13 protein-coding genes are annotated in these 16136 nt (G+C 66.0%); 5 read left to right on the plus strand and 8 right to left on the minus strand.

Features of this window, described 5'->3' with window-relative positions:
• Positions 1–66: 66 nt before the first annotated feature.
• Together ACQR1E_RS04415 and ACQR1E_RS04420 are read left to right on the plus strand one after the other, a co-directional pair.
• Positions 67–1242 carry a thiolase family protein gene (locus ACQR1E_RS04415; protein WP_434896726.1) on the plus strand — a complete coding sequence of 392 codons (1176 nt, stop codon included), beginning with the start codon at positions 67–69 and terminating at the stop codon, positions 1240–1242.
• A gap of 86 nt (positions 1243–1328) precedes the next feature.
• Positions 1329–2612 carry an MFS transporter gene (locus ACQR1E_RS04420; protein WP_434896727.1) on the plus strand — a complete coding sequence of 428 codons (1284 nt, stop codon included), beginning with the start codon at positions 1329–1331 and terminating at the stop codon, positions 2610–2612.
• A 2-nt stretch (positions 2613–2614) separates the two neighbouring features.
• On the opposite strand, the gene ACQR1E_RS04425 is transcribed toward ACQR1E_RS04420, so the two are convergent.
• Positions 2615–4174, minus strand: a complete 1560-nt coding sequence (locus ACQR1E_RS04425; RefSeq protein ID WP_315749753.1) for an acyl-CoA carboxylase subunit beta — start codon at positions 4172–4174, stop codon at positions 2615–2617.
• A complete protein-coding gene (locus ACQR1E_RS04430) occupies positions 4104–5090 on the minus strand; it encodes an IclR family transcriptional regulator (protein ID WP_316164610.1) in 987 nt (328 codons plus the stop codon). The genes ACQR1E_RS04425 and ACQR1E_RS04430 overlap by 71 nt, the downstream gene beginning before the upstream one ends.
• Before the next feature lie 384 nt (positions 5091–5474).
• Here ACQR1E_RS04430 and glsA point away from each other — a divergent pair, with 384 nt between their 5' ends.
• A complete protein-coding gene (glsA, locus tag ACQR1E_RS04435; RefSeq protein ID WP_316164609.1) occupies positions 5475–7334 on the plus strand; it encodes a glutaminase A in 1860 nt (619 codons plus the stop codon).
• Between the two features lie 675 nt (positions 7335–8009).
• On the opposite strand, the gene ACQR1E_RS04440 is transcribed toward glsA, so the two are convergent.
• From ACQR1E_RS04440 to ACQR1E_RS04455, 4 genes are all read right to left on the minus strand, one after another.
• A complete protein-coding gene (locus ACQR1E_RS04440; protein WP_316164608.1) occupies positions 8010–8366 on the minus strand; it encodes a Zn-ribbon domain-containing OB-fold protein in 357 nt (118 codons plus the stop codon).
• The gene (locus tag ACQR1E_RS04445) at positions 8363–9499 is read right to left on the minus strand and encodes a thiolase family protein (protein ID WP_315749747.1); all 1137 of its coding nucleotides are present in this window, start codon (positions 9497–9499) and stop codon (positions 8363–8365) included. Before ACQR1E_RS04445 ends, ACQR1E_RS04440 begins: the two co-directional genes overlap by 4 nt.
• Before the next feature lie 184 nt (positions 9500–9683).
• Positions 9684–10850, minus strand: a complete 1167-nt coding sequence (locus tag ACQR1E_RS04450; RefSeq protein ID WP_315749745.1) for an acyl-CoA dehydrogenase family protein — start codon at positions 10848–10850, stop codon at positions 9684–9686.
• 4 nt (positions 10851–10854) lie between these two features.
• The gene (locus tag ACQR1E_RS04455; protein ID WP_434843372.1) at positions 10855–12060 is read right to left on the minus strand and encodes a CaiB/BaiF CoA transferase family protein; all 1206 of its coding nucleotides are present in this window, start codon (positions 12058–12060) and stop codon (positions 10855–10857) included.
• Positions 12061–12316: 256 nt separating this feature from the next.
• On the opposite strand from ACQR1E_RS04455, the gene ACQR1E_RS04460 reads away from it, so the two are divergent.
• Together ACQR1E_RS04460 and ACQR1E_RS04465 are read left to right on the plus strand one after the other, a co-directional pair.
• On the plus strand, positions 12317–12742 hold the full coding sequence (locus tag ACQR1E_RS04460) for a GFA family protein (RefSeq protein WP_315749742.1): 426 nt from the start codon (positions 12317–12319) through the stop codon (positions 12740–12742).
• 678 nt (positions 12743–13420) lie between these two features.
• Positions 13421–13984, plus strand: coding sequence for a DinB family protein (locus ACQR1E_RS04465; RefSeq protein ID WP_315827391.1), 564 nt, complete (start codon positions 13421–13423; stop codon positions 13982–13984).
• A 214-nt stretch (positions 13985–14198) separates the two neighbouring features.
• Here ACQR1E_RS04465 and ACQR1E_RS04470 read toward each other — a convergent pair whose 3' ends face one another.
• Together ACQR1E_RS04470 and ACQR1E_RS04475 are read right to left on the minus strand one after the other, a co-directional pair.
• On the minus strand, positions 14199–14753 hold the full coding sequence (locus ACQR1E_RS04470; RefSeq protein ID WP_316173940.1) for a GNAT family N-acetyltransferase: 555 nt from the start codon (positions 14751–14753) through the stop codon (positions 14199–14201).
• A 200-nt stretch (positions 14754–14953) separates the two neighbouring features.
• A complete protein-coding gene (locus ACQR1E_RS04475) occupies positions 14954–16123 on the minus strand; it encodes an acetyl-CoA acetyltransferase (RefSeq protein WP_316173942.1) in 1170 nt (389 codons plus the stop codon).
• Between the last annotated feature and the right edge of the window lie 13 nt (positions 16124–16136).

Here is a 16136-nt window from a genome sequence, read left to right on the forward strand (position 1 = left end):
GCCGGGGTTTCCTCTTGCGAGAGATTATTATATGATGATTATCATATTTCATCAGAAAGCCTTGTCATGGCCTCGTCCGATTCCGTCGTGATCCTGTCCGCCGCCCGCACGCCGTTGGGCCGTTTCATGGGCGAATTCTCGCCGCTGAGTGCGAACAAGCTCGGCGCGCACGTGATCGGATCCGCGCTCGAACGCGCCACCGTTTCGCCCGATGCGGTCCAGGAGGTGTTCATGGGCAACGTGCTGTCGGCCGGCCAGGGCCAGGCTCCGGCACGGCAGGCCGCGCGCGGTTCCGGCCTGCCCGACGCCACCGGCGCCACCACCATCAACAAGGTCTGCGGCTCCGGAATGAAGGCCGCGATGCTGGCGCACGACGTCATTCGGGCGGGCTCCGCCGAGATCGTCGTGTCGGGTGGCATGGAGAGCATGAGCAATGCGCCATATCTGCTGACCAAGGCGCGCGGCGGCTATCGTGCTGGCCACGATCGGATCCTCGATCACATGATGCTGGATGGCCTGGAGGACGCCTATGAGACCGGACGCTCGATGGGCGATTTCGGCGAGGCCACGGCCGAGGCCTATCAGTTCACCCGCGCCGACCAGGATGCCTACGCCATCGAGACGCTGACGCGTGCGCGCAAGGCGGTCGAAGGCGGGGCGTTCAAGGCCGAGATCGCCCCGATCACGATCGTCGAGAAATCCGGCCCGCGCCTGGTCGCCAACGACGAGCATCCGCTCAAGGTCGATCCGGTGAAGATCCCGGCGTTCCGCAAGGACGGCACGATCACGCCCGCAGCGTCCTCCGCGAACGCGGATGGTGCCGCGGCGCTCGTGCTCGCCGCGCGGTCGCGTGCCGATCGCGACGGGCTGCCTGTCATCGCGGAGATCAAGGGCCACGCCACCCACAGCCAGGAGCCGCAATGGTTCACGACGGCGCCGATTCCGGCGATCAGGAAACTGCTCGACAAGGTCGGCTGGCGCGTCGAGGATGTCGACCTGTTCGAGATCAACGAGGCCTTCGCCGTCGTTGCCATGGCCGCGCAGCGCGACCTTGGCATCCCGCGTGACCGGCTGAACGTCAACGGCGGCGCCTGTGCGCTCGGCCACCCGATCGGCGCCACCGGCGCGCGGCTGATCGTGACGCTGCTGCATGCGATGAAAGCGCGCGGGCTGAAGCGCGGCGTGGCCGCACTGTGCATCGGCGGCGGCGAGGCGACTGCGATCGCCGTGGAGCGACCCTGATGTCCTGAAACGAGGGAACTTAGCCATTTATGTCATTTGGGCGCCCTGGCAGAATGGGCGCGCAACCCCATTGTACTGAGAGCCTCATGATCTCGAACCAACTTGCAGCGATCCTTGGACGGCGCAACATCCATTACGGCTGGGTGATGGTCGCCGTGACGTTCTTCACGGCCCTGGTGTCCGCCGGCACGGTGGGCGCACCCGGCGTGTTCATCGTGCCCCTCCAGCAGGAATTCGGCTGGAGCACCGCGGAGATCTCCTCGGCGCTCTCCATCCGCTTCGTGCTGTTCGGGCTGATGGCGCCGTTCGCCGCCGCCCTGCTCAACCGCTACGGCCTGCGCAACATCACGCTGCTGGCCCAGTTGATCGTGGTGTCGGCGCTGCTGGCGTCGCTCGCGATGACACAGGTGTGGCACCTCGTGCTGCTGTGGGGCGTCGTGATCGGCATCGGCACCGGCATGACCGCGCTGGTGCTCGGCGCGACCATCGCCACGCGCTGGTTCGTCGCGCGGCGCGGCCTCGTCGTCGGCATTCTCACGGCCAGCGTCGCCACCGGACAGCTGGTGTTCCTGCCGCTGCTCGCCAGCCTCACCGAGCGGCTCGGCTGGCGCGTCGCGCTCGGGCTGATCTGCATCATGCTCGGCGTTTCCGCCACCGCCGTGCTGCTGCTGATGCGCGATCGCCCGAGTGATCTCGGCCTCCGACCCTATGGCGACAACGACACCGACCCGATCGCCGCCCCCTCGCCCGTCACCACGCCGATCCTCGCCGCCGCCCTCGGCACCCTCCGCGACGCCTCGCGGGCGCCAGTGTTCTGGATGCTGTTTGCGACGTTCTTCATTTGCGGCGCCTCGACCAACGGCCTTGTCCAGGTGCATCTCATCCCGATGTGCCTCGACTTCGGAATTCCTCAGGTGCAGGCGGCGAGCCTGCTCGCCGCGATGGGCATGTTCGATTTCGTCGGCACGATCGTCTCGGGCTGGCTGTCGGACCGGTACGACAATCGCTGGCTGTTGTTCTGGTACTACGGCCTGCGTGGTCTCTCGCTGCTGTTCCTTCCGTTCACCGACTTCTCGTTCTATGGCCTGTCGCTGTTCGCGATGTTCTACGGTCTCGACTGGATCGCCACCGTGCCCCCGACGGTGCGGCTGACGGCGCAGCGGTTTGGGGCCGAGCGGGCCAACCTGGTGTTCGGCTGGGTGTTCGCCGGACATCAGCTCGGCGCCGGCACCGCCGCGTTCGGCGCCGGCCTGTCGCGCACGCTGCTCCAGAGCTACCTGCCGGCGTTCTTCACCGCCGGCGCGCTCTGCATCGTCGCGGCGCTTCTGGCGCTGGCGATCGCGCGGCAGGCGAAGCCCGCCGCGGCGTAAGCTCACGGCCGCGTCGTCATCGCCGTGGGCGGCCCGGGCGTGCGCAGCGGCTCGGCGAGGCGGGCGAACTCGCACAGCAGCGCGCGCGTCTTGCGGGGATCGATGATCTCCTCGACCCAGAACTTCTCGGCCGAGCGGAACGGCGAGCGCAACTTGGTCAGCCGCTCCTCGATCTCCTTGAGCTTGGCCTTCGGATCCGGCGCGGCGTCGATCTCGGCGCGATACGCCGCCTCGATGCCGCCCTCGAGCGGCAGCGAGCCCCAATGGGCCGACGGCCAGGCATAGCGGATGGAGAATCGATCGGCCGGCTGATGAACGACGCCAGCGACGCCGAAATTATTGCGCACGATCACCGTGCACCACGGCACCGTCGACTGATTGACCGCCGCCATTGCGCGCACGCCGTGGCGGATGGTCGCGGCCTTCTCCGCCTCGAGGCCGACCATGAAGCCGGGGCAATCCATCAGGTAGACGATCGGCAGATGGAAGGTCTCGGCGAAGTCGACCCAGCGGATCACCTTCTGGCAGGCGTCCGCCGTCCATGAGCCTCCGAAGTGATAGGGATCGCTCGCCAGAACCATCACCGCGCGGCCCTCGAGCCGCGCGAGGCCGATGATGATCGGACGGCCATAGTTCTGCGCCACCTCGAAGAACGAGCCGTTGTCGACGACGGACTCGATGATCGGCCGCATCTTGTAGACGCGCCGGCGATCCCGCGGCACCGCGCTGATGAGCTGCTCGTCGACGCGCTGCGGATCGTCGGTGCAAGGCAAGGTCGGCGGCAGCTCGTAGACCGACGACGGCAGATAGGACAGGAAGCGCCGCGCGCAGGCGAACGCCTCCGCCTCGGTGTCCACAGCATGATCGACGCCGCCGGCCTTGGTCTGGATGTCGGCGCCACCGAGCTCCATCTTGCCGAGGTCCTGGCCCAGGCGCTTCACGACCGGCGGCCCGGCGACGAACATCGCCGACTGCTTGGTCATCACCGAGTAGTGGCTCGCCGCGAGCCGCGCTGCGCCAAGCCCCGCGACCGAGCCGAGGCCGAGCGCGACCACCGGGACCAGCGACATGTTCTCGGTCGTGTAGCGGTACCAGCGATTGCCGCCGATGCCGCCGGGCAGATTGGCCGCGCCTTTGGTCTCGATCGTCTTGACCGAACCGCCGCCGCCGGAGCCCTCGATGATACGGATGATGGGCAGACGGAAGTCGTGCGCCATCTCCTCCGCCATCAACGGCTTGGCGGCGATTGAGGCATCGGCCGAGCCGCCACGCACGGTGAAATCGTCGCCGACCACGACCACGGTGCGGCCGTCGACGCGGGCGCGCCCGAACACGCAATTGGCGGGCGTGACGTGCTTGAGCTCGCCCTGCTCGTCATACTCGCCGAGGCCGGCGACCGCGCCGATCTCGTGAAAGCTGCCGGGATCGACGACGCCGTCGATGCGCTCGCGAACGGTGAGACGGCCCTGGTCGTGCTGACGCTTGACCTTGTCAGGCCCGCCCATCTCCCGCGCGAAGGCCTCGCGCCGGGCCAGTTCCTCGAGCTCCGGCTGCCAACTCATTCGTTCCCCCTGCCCCGGTGATGGTCTTGTTCTTGTGGTTAGTCTTCGCGTTCACCTGGAGCGGTTTTCTGTCCATCCGGTTGTTGAAGACGTCGGCTTCCGCGCCCTGCAGCAGCGCGGCGATGCTGCGGCCGAGCTCGCGCATCGGCTGGGCGACCTCGTCATGCAGCCGCTGCTCGTCGTACATCGCCGACAACAGCCCGATCGTGAGCACGACATAGGTCTGGTATTGCGGCGACCACAGCGGCAGCGCGACGCCATTGATGTGCGGACTCCACAGGCCGCAGGCCACGACGTAGCCATGCTCCTTGAGAAACTGTCTGTTGTGCTCGAGGCGTGGCCGCAGCAGCTTGGCCGCGTCAGGCATCTCGCGCTCCATCTCGGCCAGCAAGGCGTCGCCGACCTCCGGCTCGAGCGCGGCGACATAGGCATGACCGGCCGCGGTCGAGGCCATCGAGATGCGGCTGCCGGTGGTCTCATGCAGTCCGAGCGCATTCGCGGCGCGGCCGAACTCCAGATAGACGAGGTGGAAGCGATCGGGAATCACGAAGCCGACGGTGCCGGGCAACTGCTCCGCGACGTCCTGCAGCCGCTGCCGGATCAGATTTCGCAGCTGCAAGCCTCTGGTCATCGACGTGCTCATCGCCACGGCACTCGGGCCGATGCGGTATTTCTGATCGCGCGGCAGGTAGACCAGCTGGCCCATGCGCGTCAGCGTGTGCGTCAGCCGCGACACCGTCGACCGCGGCAGGCCGCAGCGGTTGGAGATTTCGAGATTGCCGAGCCGCGCCTCGTGCCCCTCGAAACAGCGAAGCACGTCGAACGCCCGCGACACCACCTGAATGACCTCGCCCTCGCCGGCGAGATCTCCGGGCAGCATGCTGCCCCTGCTCAATCGCTCAGACCGTCGTCCCATGCGTTTCCCACCAATTCCGTCATGCGGAATGATATTCCGCTTGTTGAACAAGCTAGCCCAGCCGTTTTGCCGTCACAACAGCAGACCGTCTCCAAAACCCGCCATTCTTCAGCGTGTTGGCACAAGACTCGGCATCCTCAGGCAATCGGCTGCAGGATGCGGGAGGGACGATCGTCGCCGGTTCCAACGCGCGGTACCGCAGCGGCGGCTTTCGATGGGCATCGCCTCTCGCGCATGGCAACACGGGACGGTCATCGCGCCCGCAAACCCGCTCAATCGGTGAGCAGCGGCAACATTTGACCAGCGTTGCGACAAGTGTGGGCTGGCTGCGCCGTCGCGGCTGCGACATAACCGGCGCGAGACCTTGTTCCCGCCGAGCTTGCCATGACCACCCACCCGAGGCCGATCCGACATCCGCAGCATTGGGCGACGGCCGCGATGCCGCCGCTGCAGCGCTTCCTGTCGGCCTGCCATGCCGACTTCTGGCCCGATCATGACGGCACCGTTGCGAACTACATCCCCGAGCTCGGCAAGGCCGACCCGGCGCATTTCGGCATCGGCCTCGCCACATTGGACGGCCACGTCTACGAGGTCGGCGACAGCCGCGTGCCGTTCACGATCCAATCGATGTCGAAGCCGTTCGTGTTCGCGCTCGCGCTCGATACGCTCGGCTCCGACGAGGTCGAGCGCGTGATCGGCGTCGAGCCGTCCGGCGATCCCTTCAATTCGATCCGGCTCAATGCGGAGAACCACCCGTTCAATCCGATGGTCAATGCCGGCGCGATCGCGTGCAGCGGCCTGATCCGCAAGGCACGTCAGAATGACGCCTTCGAGACCATTCGCGACGCGCTCGGCCGCTTCGCCGGCCGCAAGCTCGATGTCGACGACGCGGTGTTCGCGTCGGAAGCCGCCACCGGCGATCGCAACCGCGCGATCGCCTATCTGCTGCGGACGTCGGAGGTCATCAGGGAGCCTGTCGACGACGTGCTCGCGGTCTACTTCCAGCAATGCGCCGTGCTCGTCACCGCGCGCGACTGCGCGATCATGGCGGCCACGCTCGCCAATCGTGGCGTCAATCCCGTCACCGGAGAGCAGGTGGTGACGCCCTATGCGGTGTCGCGCACGCTGTCGGTGATGACCTCGTCGGGCATGTATGACTTCGCCGGCGAATGGATCTACCGCGTCGGCATTCCCGCCAAGAGCGGCGTCGGCGGCGGCATCCTGGCGAGCCTGCCCGCGCGGCTCGGGCTCGGCAGCTATTCGCCCAGGCTCGACGGTCACGGCAACAGCGTGCGCGGCATCAAGGTCTGCGAGGCGCTGTCGGCGCATTACGGCCTGCACATGCTCAACCGTTCCGACGATGCGCGCACCACGATCATCGCCGACTACGACATCGGCGCCAGCCCGTCGCGACGCAGCCGCCGCGCGCAGGAGCGCAACATCCTCGCCGCACATCCGGACGCGGTGCGCGTGCTCGAGCTGGTCGGCACGCTGTCGCTCTCCAACGTCGACTACGTCTCGCGCCAGCTTGCGGCGAGCACGCGACCGCAATTCGTCATCGTCGACCTCCATCGCGTCACCGCGATGACACAAGCAGGCGTGCGCCTGCTTTCCGAGCTGTTTCACGAGCTCGCCGACTTCGACGTGACCGTCGTGCTGTCGGGCATCCGCCGCAGCTCGCCGGAATGGCAGGAGATCGCGGCCCGCACCGGCGACATCAGGAACGTCCGCGACTTCTACCTGCTCGACGCCGCGATCGAATGGGCCGAGGACCAGATCGTCTATCGCTATGGCGGGGCGATCGACTTCCTCGAAACCACCGAGCTCGCCGAGCAGCCGCTGCTCGCCGGGCTCTCCGCGGACGAGCGCCACGAGCTCGCGGCGCTCGCGACCATCCGGCACTATCAACAGGGCGAACGCATCCTGGCGGCCGGCGATGCTGCGGCCTCGCTTTTCTTCCTGCGCTCCGGCGTCGTCCACGTCACCCTGCCCGACGGCATCCGGCTGGCGACGCTGACGGCGGGGCAATGCTTCGGCGAGATGGCGCTGCTGGAGCCCGTGCGCTCCGCCGACGTCGTCGCGGATTTCTCCGCCACCGCTTTCGAGATCTCGCTGGTGGATTTCGAGCGTTTCCGCGTGCGCCATCCGAAAGCCGGCGAGCGCATCATGCGCAATCTGGCGCAACTGCTGGCCGAGCGTCTGACGGTCGCCAATGCGCGGCTCAACCTGCTCGCGGCAGACTGATTTCAGTGCGTCGAAGTCAGTCATCGAAGCGTCGCACGCGGTCGAAGCAAACAAATACTCAAGGTTGTAATTCACAGTAACTAACGGCTTCTGGTCGATAATTCGCATCACTCGTATTTGTACGGGCTCGCCTAAACGTTACCGGGACTCGGTCGCAGGACAACCATAAGCGAGCCCAATTCACGCCGCATTACCCGACGATGTTCTGAACCGTCGATGAACGCCGAGTGGGGACTCGCGAAGCGAACGTCGAAGTGGGGTGTTCCGAGTAAAATTCCAGCCGACGTAGCGTGTGTATTTGCGCCACGGAGAGTCGTGTCCAGTGTCCAGGGAGGAAACGGCATGAAGGAAGCCACTAAGAGGGCAACGTCGGAGGCACTCGCGCATATGCTGGCGGTGACGTCCATGATCGTCATCGCCAGCGTCCTGTTCTACGGGCGATGAAGGGCTGTCTGGAGGTTCTGCGTCGCAGTTTCTTCATCGCCCGTAGGTAGGAATGTGAGCTTGATTGCTCACGCGAACGACCGAGTTGAGTTGCGTTTGAGTTAGTAGGCGTAGCGTAACAGTATTGTGTCAATCGCGCGGCGATCCGGGTCGGGACGAATTTTTCATGCGTATCGTCCCGCCTCGGCCGCCCGCGGTCGACCTTTTCAGACGTCGTTCTGTTCCCCATCTTCATTTGACTTTCCCGAAGTACGGCACGATGCCGCCTGCGAAGGTGACGAAGCGGGCCATGACGAGATCGCCGATCGCAAGTTCGTGGTCGCCATGGGCCATGATGCGAAAGCCCTCGCGCATATCCACCAGCACGATGTTGTAGGGCACATGCGCGCGCGTCTCCGGCGTCGCGGCACGACAGACCAATGATGCCGCATAGATGGTACCTTCGCCCGTCGCCGCGTGATCGGTGAGCGCAAGCGAGCCGCAGGCCGCGCAGAAGCCGCGGCGGAAATACTGCAGGTGGGCACAGCACGCACAGCGCTGAAAGCGAATCGCTGCAACCCCCCTGGTCCAGTCGGACGATTCGCTCATCGCACACGCTCCCAGAACATGCTGACATGCGACGACAGCACGCCGCCATCGCCGTGCAGCAGCGCCAGCGCTGCTTCGCGGACTTGGCGAGGTCCGGCGCGCCCCGTCATCTGCAGATGCGCTTCGCTCAGATGCGCCATGGCGCCGCCGACGCCGCAATGACCGTAGCTGAGCAGCCCGCCATGGGTGTTGAGCGGCACGGCGCCGTCGCGGCTGAAATGACCGGCCCTGACCCGCGCCGCCGCCTCGCCGCGGCCGGCGAGGCCGAGATCCTCGAGCAGCATGCAGAGCGTGATGGTGAAACTGTCATAGACGGCGGCGTAGTCGACGTCTTTGATGTCTACACCCGCTGCGGCCTTCGCCTTCGCGATCGCGATTTCGGCACCAAGCTCGCTCAAGGCCGGCGCCGCCGTGACGTGCTGATGCGTATGCGCCTGGGCACAGCCGCGCACGTGCACCGCAATCGCTCCGGTCGGCTCGCGGCTGACGACGATGGCGGCGCCGCCGTCGGACACCGGACAGCAGTCGAGCAGCTTGAGCGGCCGCGCCACCGGCTTCGATGCCATGACGTCCGCGATGGTGATCGGCTCATGGAATTGCGCGCCGGGATGATCGAGCGCATGCGCCCGCATCAGCACGGCGAACTCGGCGAGGTCATGCTCGGTGACGCCGTATTCGTGCATGTAGCGCGAGGCGACGAGGCCGTAATAGGCAGGGATGGTCGGCCCGAGCGGCAGCTCATAATCGGGATGGCCGACCTGGGCCAGCGCCTGGATCGACGCATCGCGGCTCTGCCCGGTCAGCCGGTTCTCTCCGGCGACCACGAGCATGTGCCTGACGACGCCGGCTTCGACCAGGTGATGCGCGAGCATCACCATCGCGAGCCCGGTGGCGCCGCCGACCTGCACCGCATGGGCGTAAGAGGGTGTGATGCCGAAGTGCTCGGCGAACACGGTTGCGAGCATGATGTGCGGCGACACCGTGGAATAGCCGCACAGGATGCCGTCGATGTCGCGCCGCGTCAGCCCGGCATCATCCAGCGCAAGCTGCGCCGCCATGCTCATCAGGTCGAGCGACGAGCGGCCGTCATGCCTGCCGAACGAGGTAAGCCCGGTGCCGGTGATGTAGGTCATGGTCCCCACCACGAGCGCCGCTGCGCTCCCCTCCCCCTTGTGGGGCGGGGTCGGGGGTGGGGATGGCCGCACGACGAGCCTTCGTGGGGTACCCCCCTCCCTGCCCCTCCCCCACAAGGGGGGCGGGAATGCAGGCATTGTGCGTCCATCACGATTGCGTTCATCATCTCAGTCAGAACCCATCTCAATACGACTTCGGCAAACCGAGGACCTTCTCAGCGATGAAGCTGAGGATCAGTTGCGGGCTGATCGGGGCGATGCGGGGGATCAGGGATTCCCGCAAATAGCGCTCGACGTGATACTCGCGCGCATAGCCGAAGCCGCCATGGGTCATCACCGCCTGCTCGCAGGCGTGGAAGCCGGCTTCGGCGGCGAGATATTTCGCGGCGTTCGCCGCCGGGCCGCAAGGCCGGCCCTGGTCGTACTGCCAGCCGGCCTGCAGCACCATCAGCCACGCGGCCTCCAGCTCCATCCAGTTCTTCGCCAGGGGATGCTGGATGCCCTGGTTCTGGCCGATTGGGCGATTGAACACGTTGCGCACCTTCGCATAGGCCGACGCGCGCGACAGTGCGAGATGACCGAGCCCGACGGCTTCGGCGGCAATCAGGATACGCTCCGGATTCATGCCGTGCAGGATGTAGTCGAAGCCGCGCCCCTCCTCGCCCAGGCGATCCTCGACCGGAATCTCGACATCCTCGAAGAACAGCTCATTGGAGTCGACCGGCTTGCGGCCCATCTTCTCGATCTCGTGCACCTTGATCCGGCTGCGGTCGAAATCGGTGTAGAACAGGCTGAGCCCATGGGTCGGGCGCTTCACCTCCTCCAGCGGCGTCGTGCGCGCCAGCAGCAGAATCTTCTCGGCGACCTGCGCGGTCGAGATCCACACCTTCTGGCCGTTGACGATGTAGCGGTCGCCCTTGCGCACGGCACGCGTCTTGAGCTGGGTGGTGTTGAGGCCGGTGTTCGGCTCGGTCACGGCGAAGCAGGCCTTCTCGCTGCCATCGACGATGCCCGGCAGCATCCGCGCACACTGCTCTTTGGTCCCGAACACGACGACCGGATTGAGCCCGAACACGTTCATGTGGATCGCCGAGGCACCGGACATGCCGGCGCCGGATTCGGCGATGGTGCGCATCATGATCGCAGCATCGAGAATGCCGAGCCCGGAGCCGCCATACGCCTCCGGGATGCAGATGCCGAGCCAGCCAGCCTCGGCCAAGGCCCTGTGGAAGTCGGCGGGAAAACCGCCCTCCTTGTCCTTCTTCAGCCAGTAGGCATCGTCGAAGCGAGCACAGATTTTGGCCACCGCATCGCGGATCGATTCCTGGTTGGCGGAGAGCGCGAAATCCATCGTCTCACTCCCTGGCAGGCGCCGGCGTCGTCACGCCGTCGCGGATCATCGCGGCGATCTCCTCGTCCGAGAAACCAAGCTCGTGCAGGATAACCGCGCCATGCTCGTTCGGCCGTGCCGCCAGACGCAGCGGCTCGGCCTTGGTCTCGGACCAGGTCGCGGACACGCGGGTGCTGCGGATCGGACCTTCGGTCGGATGTTCGACCACGGGAAAGAAATCGGTCGCCACGAGGTGCGGATCGTTCAGCAGGCTTTCGAGGTCGTGCATCGGCATGACCGGCACATCGGCGGCATCCAGCAGATCGGTCCATTCGGCCGTGGTGCGCGTCTGGAAGATGCGCGCGAGCTCGGCATAGACGAAATCGATGTTGGCGGCACGCCGGGCAAAGCTGTTGAACCTGTCATCCGCGCGCAGGTCGGTGCGGCCGGACGCGGTGAAGAACGCGTCCCATTGCTTGTCGTTGTAGACGATCACGCAGATATGGCCGTCGGCGGTCTTGTAGGGCCTGCGGTCGGGCGACAAATGCCGCGCATAGCCGCCCTTGTCGAGCGGCGGCTCGTAGGTCAGCCCGCCCATATGGTCGCCCATGATGAAGGCCGCCATGGTCTCGAACATCGGCACGTCCAGGCGCTGGCCGCGCCCGGTGCGGTCACGGTGCACGAGGCTGGCGCAGATGGCACCGACCGCCGTCAGGCCGACGATGCGGTCGACCAGCGCATTGGGCACATAACGCGGCGTGCCGTCACCGGCGACCGCCATCAGATGCGACAGCGCCGCCCCGCCCTGGATCAGGTCGTCATAGGCCGGTTTGGCCGCATAGGGACCATCCTGGCCGAAGCCGAACACACCGGCATAGACCAGCCGCGGATTGAGCGCGGAGACCACGTCATAGCCGAGGTTCAGCCGCGCCATCGCCTGCGGCCGGATGTTGTAGAGCAGGACGTCGGCGTCCTTGATGAGCCGCAGCGCGGCCTCGCGTCCCCTGGGCTTCTTGAGGTCGAGGCAGATCACGCGCTTGCTGCGGTTGGTATTGAGATAGACCGGCCCCATGCCCGGATGATGCCACGGGCCGATCTTGCGGGTGACGTCTCCTTCCGGCGATTCCACCTTGATGACATCGGCGCCGTAGTCGCCGAGCGTCTGGGCGGCATACGGCCCCATCAGCACGGTGGTCATGTCGATGACCTTGATGCCCGCAAGCGGTCCCATCGTGGCGTCGGCTCCCTCGATCCTTGTTGTCGCCAGAGCTAACGGCACCTGATGTTCCCTAGCAAGCCGCCGCGCGGGTATGGGGCCATGCGTCAGATCCCCCGCCGCAACATTCCGTGTCGCGGATCACGGACGACGACCGCCGCGCTGCACCAGATGTTCCCCGCCGCGAGCTGCATTCTAGGATTCCATTTCAGCGTTCAGGTGTGTCAGCATGCCGGTCCAACATCCAAAACAAACACGAGGGAGAACACTCATGACGCTCTATCAGGGCAAATGCTTCTGCGGCGCGGTCGAGATCGAGGCCGATGGCGAGCCGGAGGCGATGGGCTATTGCCACTGTTCGTCGTGCCGCTCCTGGTCGGCCGGTCCGGTCAACGCCTTCACCCTGTGGAAGCCTGCGAACGTGCGGGTGACCAAGGGGGCTGACGCGATCGGCAGCTATCACAAGACCGACATGAGCCACCGCAAATACTGCACCAAGTGTGGCGGGCATCTGATGACCGACCACCCGCCGCTCGGCATGATCGACGTCTATGCCGCGACGATTCCGACGCTGAAGTTCACGCCCGGTGTGCACGTCAACTACGCGGAGACGGTGCTGCCCATCAGGGATGGCCTGCCGAAGCTGAAGGATTTCCCGGCGGAGTTCGGCGGCTCCGGCGAGATGATGCCGGAGTGAGACAAGGTCTGCTTTTCGCAAGCACCCAAGCATCGATGGCCTCGCGACAGGATCTGTCCGAGCTGTGCTGATCGAAGCCGCCCCCTTCGAAACAGAGGGCGCAGGGAAGGCCGGGTGCCGACTGGCACCCGTGGCCCCCGTGCGAAAGAAAGCACGGGGAGAGAACCACAGGTTCAGCCGGACCGACCCGGCCTTCCCTGCGCGATGGTTTTCACGCTTATTTCGCGCTCTCCTCGGTGCGCCGGCTTTTGGCCACCGTCGTCCTTGGGGATCATCATGCCCCGCGAACTTGGCATCAGCGTCGGGATGCCGGGACCACGCGACTTCACGTCCGCGCCATGCCGTTCGTCCGCGCAGACAAGCTACGCTGCGACACGTCGCGGCCACCGCCTCCCTGCCTCAACGTTCGTGACGATCGCGAAGCGCCCCTCGTGGCGAAGCAGGATGGGGAGAGTGAAGCATATTTTCTGGAAAAGCGAAACATGAATATTTTTGACCAGGGGACTGGACAGGCCAAATCAGCTTGAAGGCCCTGGCGAAATTCGCCGCTTGGCCGATCCCGGCAGAGTTCCGCAAAAGCGCATGGGGATGATGCGCTCCGGCCCGCGGAAATGGATGGTGAAGGGAGCACGGAGTTCCGTATGATCTGCGGCGAGCCATCACGGGGTGCCCTGATCAATGCCCGCCGATCTCGTCCAGACCTTCCGCGCGTTCGCCTACAACAATGCCTGGGCCAATCACCGGCTGCTGACCGCCTGCGGCCAGCTCAGCGCCGAGGATTTCGCTGCCGAGCGCACGGGCTTTTTCCCGAGCCTGCAGCGGACGCTGAACCACATCTACATCATCGACCTATTCTACATCGACGCGCTGGAAGGCGGCTGGCTCGGCCCGATGGCGTGGCAGAACGAGGTGCCGTTCCCGCGCCTCGCAGATCTTGCGAAGGCGCAGGGCGCGATGGACCGCCGGCTGATTGCATTCTGCGAGGCGCTGACGCCGGCGCGGCTCGACGACACCGTCCGCATCAACCGCGAGAGCCGGGTACAGAACGAGCGCTGCGACCGGCTGCTGCTGCACCTGTTCCAGCACGACATCCATCACCGCGGCCAGGCGCATGCCATGCTGTCGAGCACGTCAGTGAAGCCGCCGCAGCTCGACGAGTTTTTCCCTGCGGATGATTCAAGCTTGCGGGCGAAGGATTTCGCCGAGCTGGGGTTCAGCGAGGAAAAGGTGTGGCGGAGCTGATGCACGCGTGGCTTCCCTCCCTCCGTCATTCCGGGGCGCGCGCAGCGCGAGCCCGGAATCCATAGCCACAACCGGCCGTGGGGCGCGAGATGCTCGTGGCGCCTGCCTTCGACACACCTCGTCCTGTGGTTATGGATTCCGGGCTCATTCGCGCTGCTTCAAAATGGCTTCGCCATCTTGCGCGCGAATGCCCCGGAATGACTGGGAGGAGAGATCAGCACGAGGCATTGGCCCACACCTCGCGCGGAAGCCGGTACATCACCTGCCGGCGCAACGGGCTGTCCGCCTCGACTCGCGGATGATCGAAATCCGACGCCTCGTTCCTGATCATGCCGAGCTTGCGCATGACGTTCTGTGACGCCTGATTGGCCGGCGCGGCATAGGCGATGATCTCGTGGAGGCCGAGCTCATCGAAGCCGAACGTGAGCGACGCCCTCGCCGCCTCGGTCGCAATCCCCCGCCCCCAGGCCGCGCGCGACAGCCGCCAGCCGATCTCGACCGCCGGCGTGAACGGCGCATCGAAGGCGACGCGGAACAGGCCGGTGGCGCCGAGGAAAGTGCCGGTGGCGCGATCTTCGACCACCCAGAAGCCGAAGCCGTGCGCGGCCTGATGGGCGATCTGGAAATCGATCCACCGGTCCGAGTCCTGCCGCGTTGGCAGCGCGCGGAGGAATTGCATCACGGCCGGATCGGCGGACATCGCCGCGAACGGCGCGCGATCGTCGTCGCGCCACTCGCGCAAGGTCAGGCGTTCGGTGGAGATGATCATGATGGGCAATCGGACCAGTCAATGACAAAGAGCTTCCGCATCGCGGAAGCTCTCCTGTATCACCGTCATTGCGAGGAACGCAGCGACGAAGCAATCCAGAGCGGCACGCGCGGCCCCGGATTGCTTCCGCCGCCGCCTTTCGGGCGATGGCGGACAAGTCGCTTCGCTCGCAATGACAAACGATAGACGGTCGTTGAGCCTTACTTCGCCGGCTCCAGGATCGAGACGTAGTTGGCCACGGCCGCACCGCCCATGTTGAAGATGCCGCCAAGCTTGGCATTGGGGAGCTGCATGCCTTCCGGCGCGGAGCCGGTGAGCTGCATGGCGGTCATGACGTGCATGGAGACGCCGGTGGCGCCGATCGGGTGGCCCTTGGCCTTGAGGCCGCCGGACGGATTGACCGGCAGCTTGCCGTCCTTGAGCGTCCAGCCCTCCTTGATGGCGCGGGCACCCTGCCCCCGCGGCGTCAGGCCCATCGCCTCGTACTCGATCAGTTCGGCGACCGTGAAGCAGTCATGGGTCTCGACGAAGGAGAGATCGGACAGCGTGACGCCGGCTTTCTCCAGCGCGCGCTGCCAGGCCACGGTGCAGCCCTCGAAGGCGAGGATGTCGCGCTTGGACATCGGCAGGAAATCCTGCGCATGCGCGGTCGCGCGCACGTTCACTGCTTTCGCGAAGGACTTCGCGGTCTCGCTGTCGGTCAGCACCAGAGCGGCGGCGCCGTCGGACACCAGCGAGCAGTCGGTGCGCTTCAGGGGGCCGGCGACGTAAGGGTTCTTCTCGCTCTCGGAGCGGCAGAACTCGAAGCCGAAATCCTTGCGCATCTGCGCGTAGGGATTGGCGACGCCGTTCTTGTGGTTCTTGGCGGCGATCAGCGCCAGCGCGTCGGACTGGTCGCCGTATTTCTGGAAATAGCCCTGCGCGATCTTGCCGAACACGCCGGCGAAGCCGCCGACGGTGTCGCCGTCCTCCGGCAGGTAGGACGCCTTGAGCAGGTTCTTGCCGATCTCCGGGCCCGGTGTGCGCGTCATCTGCTCGACGCCCACGACCAGCACGATTTTCGCGGCGCCGGCGGCGATGGCGCGGATGCCCTGGTGCACGGCGGCCGAGCCCGTCGCGCAGGCGTTCTCGACCCGGGTCGCCGGCTTGAAGCGCAGCGCCGGATCGGCCTGCAGCACCAGCGAGGCGGTGAAATCCTGGGGCGAGAAGCCCGCGTTGAAATGGCCGAGCACGATCTCGTCGACGTCACCGGCCGAGATGCCGGCGTCGGCGATCGCCTCGTTGGCGACCTTGACGACGAGGCTCTCGACGGTCTCGGCGTCGAACTTCCCGAATGGCGTATGCGCCCATCCGACGATGCTGGCGGTCATGCTCTCTCTCCCG

Origin of the sequence: Bradyrhizobium sp. HKCCYLRH1030, assembly GCF_051168395.1 — a bacterium.
Lineage (GTDB): Bacteria > Pseudomonadota > Alphaproteobacteria > Rhizobiales > Xanthobacteraceae > Bradyrhizobium.

Excerpts from the sequence above, each read along its gene's own strand:
- ACQR1E_RS04415 (WP_434896726.1), top strand. The coding sequence starts at position 67 with ATGGCCTCGTCCGATTCCGTCGTGATCCTGTCCGCCGCCCGCACGCCG.
- ACQR1E_RS04475 (WP_316173942.1), bottom strand. The coding sequence starts at position 16,123 with ATGACCGCCAGCATCGTCGGATGGGCGCATACGCCATTCGGGAAGTTC.
- ACQR1E_RS04460 (WP_315749742.1), top strand. The coding sequence starts at position 12,317 with ATGACGCTCTATCAGGGCAAATGCTTCTGCGGCGCGGTCGAGATCGAG.
- ACQR1E_RS04420 (WP_434896727.1), top strand. The coding sequence starts at position 1,329 with ATGATCTCGAACCAACTTGCAGCGATCCTTGGACGGCGCAACATCCAT.
- ACQR1E_RS04455 (WP_434843372.1), bottom strand. The coding sequence starts at position 12,060 with ATGGGACCGCTTGCGGGCATCAAGGTCATCGACATGACCACCGTGCTG.
- ACQR1E_RS04425 (WP_315749753.1), bottom strand. The coding sequence starts at position 4,174 with ATGAGTTGGCAGCCGGAGCTCGAGGAACTGGCCCGGCGCGAGGCCTTC.
- ACQR1E_RS04445 (WP_315749747.1), bottom strand. The coding sequence starts at position 9,499 with ATGACCTACATCACCGGCACCGGGCTTACCTCGTTCGGCAGGCATGAC.
- glsA (WP_316164609.1), top strand. The coding sequence starts at position 5,475 with ATGACCACCCACCCGAGGCCGATCCGACATCCGCAGCATTGGGCGACG.
- ACQR1E_RS04450 (WP_315749745.1), bottom strand. The coding sequence starts at position 10,850 with ATGGATTTCGCGCTCTCCGCCAACCAGGAATCGATCCGCGATGCGGTG.
- ACQR1E_RS04465 (WP_315827391.1), top strand. The coding sequence starts at position 13,421 with ATGCCCGCCGATCTCGTCCAGACCTTCCGCGCGTTCGCCTACAACAAT.
- ACQR1E_RS04430 (WP_316164610.1), bottom strand. The coding sequence starts at position 5,090 with ATGGGACGACGGTCTGAGCGATTGAGCAGGGGCAGCATGCTGCCCGGA.
- ACQR1E_RS04470 (WP_316173940.1), bottom strand. The coding sequence starts at position 14,753 with ATGATCATCTCCACCGAACGCCTGACCTTGCGCGAGTGGCGCGACGAC.
- ACQR1E_RS04440 (WP_316164608.1), bottom strand. The coding sequence starts at position 8,366 with ATGAGCGAATCGTCCGACTGGACCAGGGGGGTTGCAGCGATTCGCTTT.